The organism is Phytobacter sp. V69 (assembly GCF_965644215.1).
Lineage (GTDB): Bacteria > Pseudomonadota > Gammaproteobacteria > Enterobacterales > Enterobacteriaceae > Phytobacter.
On sequence record NZ_CBFFRL010000288.1, the window covers coordinates 1 to 4366 of the forward strand.

Genomic DNA, 4366 nt, shown 5'->3' on the forward strand with positions numbered 1-4366 from the left:
CCATAAATTAACCTGCTTTTGATGTTGGATTGAACATATCAAAATCAGGCAATTACACAATTTTATGTACAGGCTCCAGCCCTGCACTGGCCACCCCGCTCTTTGCTGACACCTGCGCAGCCGGTTTTCCCTCCCCGGCCGCCGACTATGTCGAGGATGAGCTTGACCTGAACGCGCTCTGCATCCGACGGCGCGCCTCCACCTTCTTCGTGCGCGCCGGCGGCAGCAGCATGGAAGGTCTCGGCCTGTATGACGGCGACGTGATGGTGGTTGACCGGGCGGAAACGCCCTCGGAGGGGGATATCGTGGTGGCGGAGGTCGACGGGGCCTTTACCGTCAAACGCCTGCAGCTGCGACCCCGCCCGGCCCTGCTGCCGATGAACCCGGCGTACCCGGTGATATACCCGCCTGAGCTGCAGCTGCTCGGTGTGGTGACCTGGTTTTTTCACAGCACGCGCGCGAGGAGATAACGATGGCGATGACCATGTTCGGTCTGGCGGACGTCAACAGCTTTTATGCCAGCTGTGAGGCCCTGTTCCGCCCGGATTTACGCGGTAAACCGGTGGTGGTGCTCAGCAACAATGACGGCTGCGTGATTGCAAGAAGCGCCGCTGCGAAGGTCCTGGGCATAAAAATGGGGGTGCCGTGGTTTCAGATAAAGCCCCCCTTTCCGGAGAAGGTGCATATCTTCAGTTCGAACTACGGGCTTTACCATTCATTATCACAGCGCGTCATGGCATCGCTGGAAGAAATGACGCCGAAAGTGGAACAATACAGCATCGATGAAATGTTTCTCGACCTGACCGGCATTGACGGCTGTGAGGATTTTGAGCACTTCGGCCGCCGGCTGCGGGAGCACGTCCTGCGCATCACCGGCCTCACCGTGGGCGTAGGTATGGGCCCGACCAAAACACTCGCCAAATCCGCACAGTGGGCATCAAAGGAGTGGCCACAGTTCCGGGGCGTGCTGGCGCTGACACCGGGCAACCCGAGACGCACGGAAACCCTGCTCGCCCGGCAGCCGGTGGAGGAAATCTGGGGTGTGGGCCGGAAAATCGGCAAAAAGCTGAACATGACGGGGATTGAGACCGCCCTGCAGCTGGCGCGCACCCACCCGGCGTTTATCCGCAAAAATTTCACCGTGGTGCTGGAGCGGACCGTGCGGGAACTCAACGGCGAGTCCTGTATTCCGCTGGAAGATGTGCCGCCGTCAAAACAGCAGATAGTCTGCTCCCGCAGCTTTGGTGAGCGCATCACCACGAAGACTGCCATGCAGCAGGCCCTGTGCCAGTATGCCGCCCGTGCGGCGGAAAAACTCCGGGGTGAACGGCAGTTCTGCCGCCACGTCAGCGTGTTCATCCGCACCTCCCCTCACGCGGTGAATGAAGTGTTCTACGGCAACAGCGCCGGCGAAAAGCTGACGCTGCCCACGCAGGACACCCGGGACATCATCGCCGTGGCCATGCGTTCACTGGACCGTATCTGGCAGGAGGGACACCGCTACATGAAGGCCGGCATCATGCTGGGTGACTTCACCCCGGACAGCGTCAGCCAGCTTAACCTGTTCAGTGAAGACCGTCCGCGACCTGACAGCGCCCGGCTGATGAAGGTACTGGACGGCATCAACCAGTCCGGGCTGGGGAAAGTGTGGTTTGCGGGTCAGGGAGTGGATACCGGCTGGCAGATGAAGCGGGAAATGCTGTCACCGGCGTACACCACCCGCTGGGGAGATATTCCGGTCGCTCGCATCTGTTAATACAAAACTCTAAAACTTATATATACCAATCTTAATCATTGTGAATTTATTTTTATAATCAATCAATTATAAGGGCCCTTGCAAATCAATCATTAAATCATGATATAAATACATCATGATTTAATGACATTTAAAGACCATGAAATAATGAAATCATTATTTCATTTTTTCTCTATACATATCATATCCAGCCATAAGCATTTCCGTCATAGTTATACCTTGCTCTGCAGCATAGGCCTTCATTTCCTTGTGCTTTTTGATAGATACTTTGATCTGAATAGGCTTTATTTCTGTATCTGGCTGAGCACTTTTACCAGTTACATTTAGTGTAGGTTCGCTACTCGGAGGAGGAGCAAGCTTTATATTATTTTTTGGGGCTTTCATAAGTAACCTTCGTTGCAATTAATGCATTAATTCATGATAGCATGAATTAATGCTATCATGAATTAATTATATCATGAATCTCTTCAACCATGCCTTTTGCAGTCGCATTCAAGGACTTAAAAGGAGTCTCATATAAGGCCCGCCCAGAATCTAATGCACTTCCATAACCAGCTTTGAACGGTATGACTGTATTCAGAACGCGGAATCCCCATGCACGTATTGTTTCCTGAGCCTTGATACCCTCAGCTTCAGACGGTGATTTAGCTACTGAGAAAACTATTTTTTCTTGTAAAATTCCCTTTTTGATGAGTTCCCGGGCTAGTTCCAAAGATGGCTCTAGGTCATCAACAGTAGTACCTGTAGAAACCAGAACCAGATCTGACTCCGCAGCAACGTCAAGTGATGTGGTTTCGGCAGCAGGACGGCCATCTATAATTACAAGATGGTACTGCTCCTTAATTTTAACTGCGGTATCTACCCGGCGATATAATGCACACTCGATAACAGACAATCCGGCATCCTCGCGTCGCTTACACCATTTCAAGGATGTTTGCTGCTTTTCATCAATATCTGCGAGATGTATTTTCCATCCAGCGTCACTAAAACCAGCGGCTAAAGTTCTTGCAGTAGTGCTTTTTGCGCCACCACCCTTCTGACCAATACACGATATAATCATGATATCATCCTTTCATTATTTCATGCTAGAAGCACTATAATCCCACACAATCACGCGGAATGAAAGCATTAAATCATTAAAATATGCTATCATGATTTAATGATTGATCAATTGGATATTCAGGTAATTCTGTCCAGTTTCTCTGGCAGTGATGGATCAGCGCGGGTAAAATTAGACCAGACCTGTGACGATTAACTTAACCTCGGATAACATTATGAAAATATTAAAAGATTCATTTCTTTCCGATGAGTTTGAAGGATGGGATGAAGATATGGTCTATGAGTTTGATGATGGTACTAAATGGAAATTAGCGTCTTATAATTACAGCTATTCTTACAGCTATCGTCCTAAAGCGAAGCTATTAATTGACAGCTCACGGTATTATCTTGAAGTTGAAGGAATGGGCGAGCCTGTTGAGGTAGTCCAAGCGTACTGAATGCGGGCCGCGCCAGCGGCCTTTTTTACGTCCCTCGTTTAATTCCCCCCACGCACCGGCAATAGACCTCAACTGCGCCATCAGACCGACATGGGGTATCGAATTGAAACATTTGAGTATACCCATAGGTTACCTATCATTTCAAAGCATAAAGATATCAATGTGACCATACTAGTGATACCATCAATTGCATGACCACTTATACATTACCACCAGGGTGAAAAATGCTCATTTTTGGCTACCTTCGCGCATCAACTTCGGAACAGGATTCATGGCGTGCAAAAAATGCACTCAAGACATTTGCTAATCTACACGGTCACCGTATCGCAGGTTGGTATGTGGATAATATTTCAGGCACCACCATGAACCGCCCTGAACTGTTGCGACTTCTGGAAGACGCCGAACCCGGTGATGTCATTCTGACCGAGCAGGTCGACCGGCTCTCCCGACTTGATGACGCCGGCTGGAACACACTCCGCAAACAGATTACGGACAAACAGCTGGCCATTGTCAGCCTGGACCTGCCAACCAGCCATCTGGCGCTGACCACCACCGTAAGCGATGATTTCACCAGCAGCATGCTGAAAGCCGTCAACGGCATGATGCTTGATATGCTGGCCGCCATTGCCAGAAAGGATTATGAAGACCGGCGTCGCCGTCAGGCCGAGGGTATCAGCAAGGCAAAAGGAGAGGGGAAGTACCGGGGCAGGGTGGCCGACATGCAGAAACACGAACTCATCCGCACACTGCGGATTACGCATGGCAAATCCCTGCGGGAAACTGCCCGGCTTGCAGGAGTCTCTAAAATGACCGTTATCCGGGTATGTAGGGATTCCGGCTCCGGGGATGGCGGCAGTCTGAATCCGTCTCATGGTTCCTCATCCTGATGTACGTCAGGTATGGTCACATGTATCTTCAACCGCAAAACAAGATGACGACCATTATGAATGTAAATGTGGAGTTTCAGAACATTAGCGCCCTTACAGGGCGAGCGTCACCGCTTCGCGGTTCCGATGGTATTCATGATCGGCATACCATTTTATACTCTGCGGTATGTTAATTTCCGCAGGGATTCATGAAAATGGCACGCAGCAAAGCCCCCAGAAAACGCAAG

6 protein-coding genes are annotated in these 4366 nt (G+C 50.4%); 4 read left to right on the plus strand and 2 right to left on the minus strand.

Translation table 11 applies throughout. The features are described 5' to 3' along the window. Positions 1–35 precede the first annotated feature (35 nt). Both umuD and umuC read left to right on the plus strand, forming a co-directional pair. On the plus strand, positions 36–470 hold the full coding sequence (gene umuD, locus ACSZPU_RS23695; RefSeq protein WP_499003942.1) for a translesion error-prone DNA polymerase V autoproteolytic subunit: 435 nt from the start codon (positions 36–38) through the stop codon (positions 468–470). Positions 471–484: 14 nt separating this feature from the next. Continuing rightward, positions 485–1756: a translesion error-prone DNA polymerase V subunit UmuC gene (umuC, locus tag ACSZPU_RS23700; protein ID WP_499003944.1), complete on the plus strand. Its 1272-nt coding sequence runs from the start codon at positions 485–487 to the stop codon at positions 1754–1756. Positions 1757–1912: 156 nt separating this feature from the next. Here umuC and ACSZPU_RS23705 read toward each other — a convergent pair whose 3' ends face one another. Both ACSZPU_RS23705 and ACSZPU_RS23710 read right to left on the minus strand, forming a co-directional pair. Then, a complete protein-coding gene (locus ACSZPU_RS23705; protein ID WP_499003932.1) occupies positions 1913–2140 on the minus strand; it encodes a hypothetical protein in 228 nt (75 codons plus the stop codon). A 55-nt stretch (positions 2141–2195) separates the two neighbouring features. Next, positions 2196–2816, minus strand: coding sequence for a ParA family protein (locus ACSZPU_RS23710; RefSeq protein WP_499003935.1), 621 nt, complete (start codon positions 2814–2816; stop codon positions 2196–2198). A gap of 214 nt (positions 2817–3030) precedes the next feature. On the opposite strand from ACSZPU_RS23710, the gene ACSZPU_RS23715 reads away from it, so the two are divergent. Both ACSZPU_RS23715 and ACSZPU_RS23720 read left to right on the plus strand, forming a co-directional pair. Next, positions 3031–3252: a hypothetical protein gene (locus ACSZPU_RS23715; protein WP_499003937.1), complete on the plus strand. Its 222-nt coding sequence runs from the start codon at positions 3031–3033 to the stop codon at positions 3250–3252. A gap of 224 nt (positions 3253–3476) precedes the next feature. Further along, positions 3477–4139 (plus strand): recombinase family protein, encoded by a 663-nt coding sequence (locus ACSZPU_RS23720; RefSeq protein ID WP_499003940.1) that lies wholly within the window; start codon positions 3477–3479, stop codon positions 4137–4139. Positions 4140–4366: the final 227 nt, after the last annotated feature.

Bases quoted from the DNA above. Each gene is read 5' to 3' on its own strand.
- umuC (WP_499003944.1), top strand. From the start codon at position 485: ATGTTCGGTCTGGCGGACGTCAACAGCTTTTATGCCAGCTGTGAGGCC.
- ACSZPU_RS23705 (WP_499003932.1), bottom strand. From the start codon at position 2,140: ATGAAAGCCCCAAAAAATAATATAAAGCTTGCTCCTCCTCCGAGTAGC.
- ACSZPU_RS23710 (WP_499003935.1), bottom strand. From the start codon at position 2,816: ATGATTATATCGTGTATTGGTCAGAAGGGTGGTGGCGCAAAAAGCACT.
- ACSZPU_RS23715 (WP_499003937.1), top strand. From the start codon at position 3,031: ATGAAAATATTAAAAGATTCATTTCTTTCCGATGAGTTTGAAGGATGG.
- ACSZPU_RS23720 (WP_499003940.1), top strand. From the start codon at position 3,477: ATGCTCATTTTTGGCTACCTTCGCGCATCAACTTCGGAACAGGATTCA.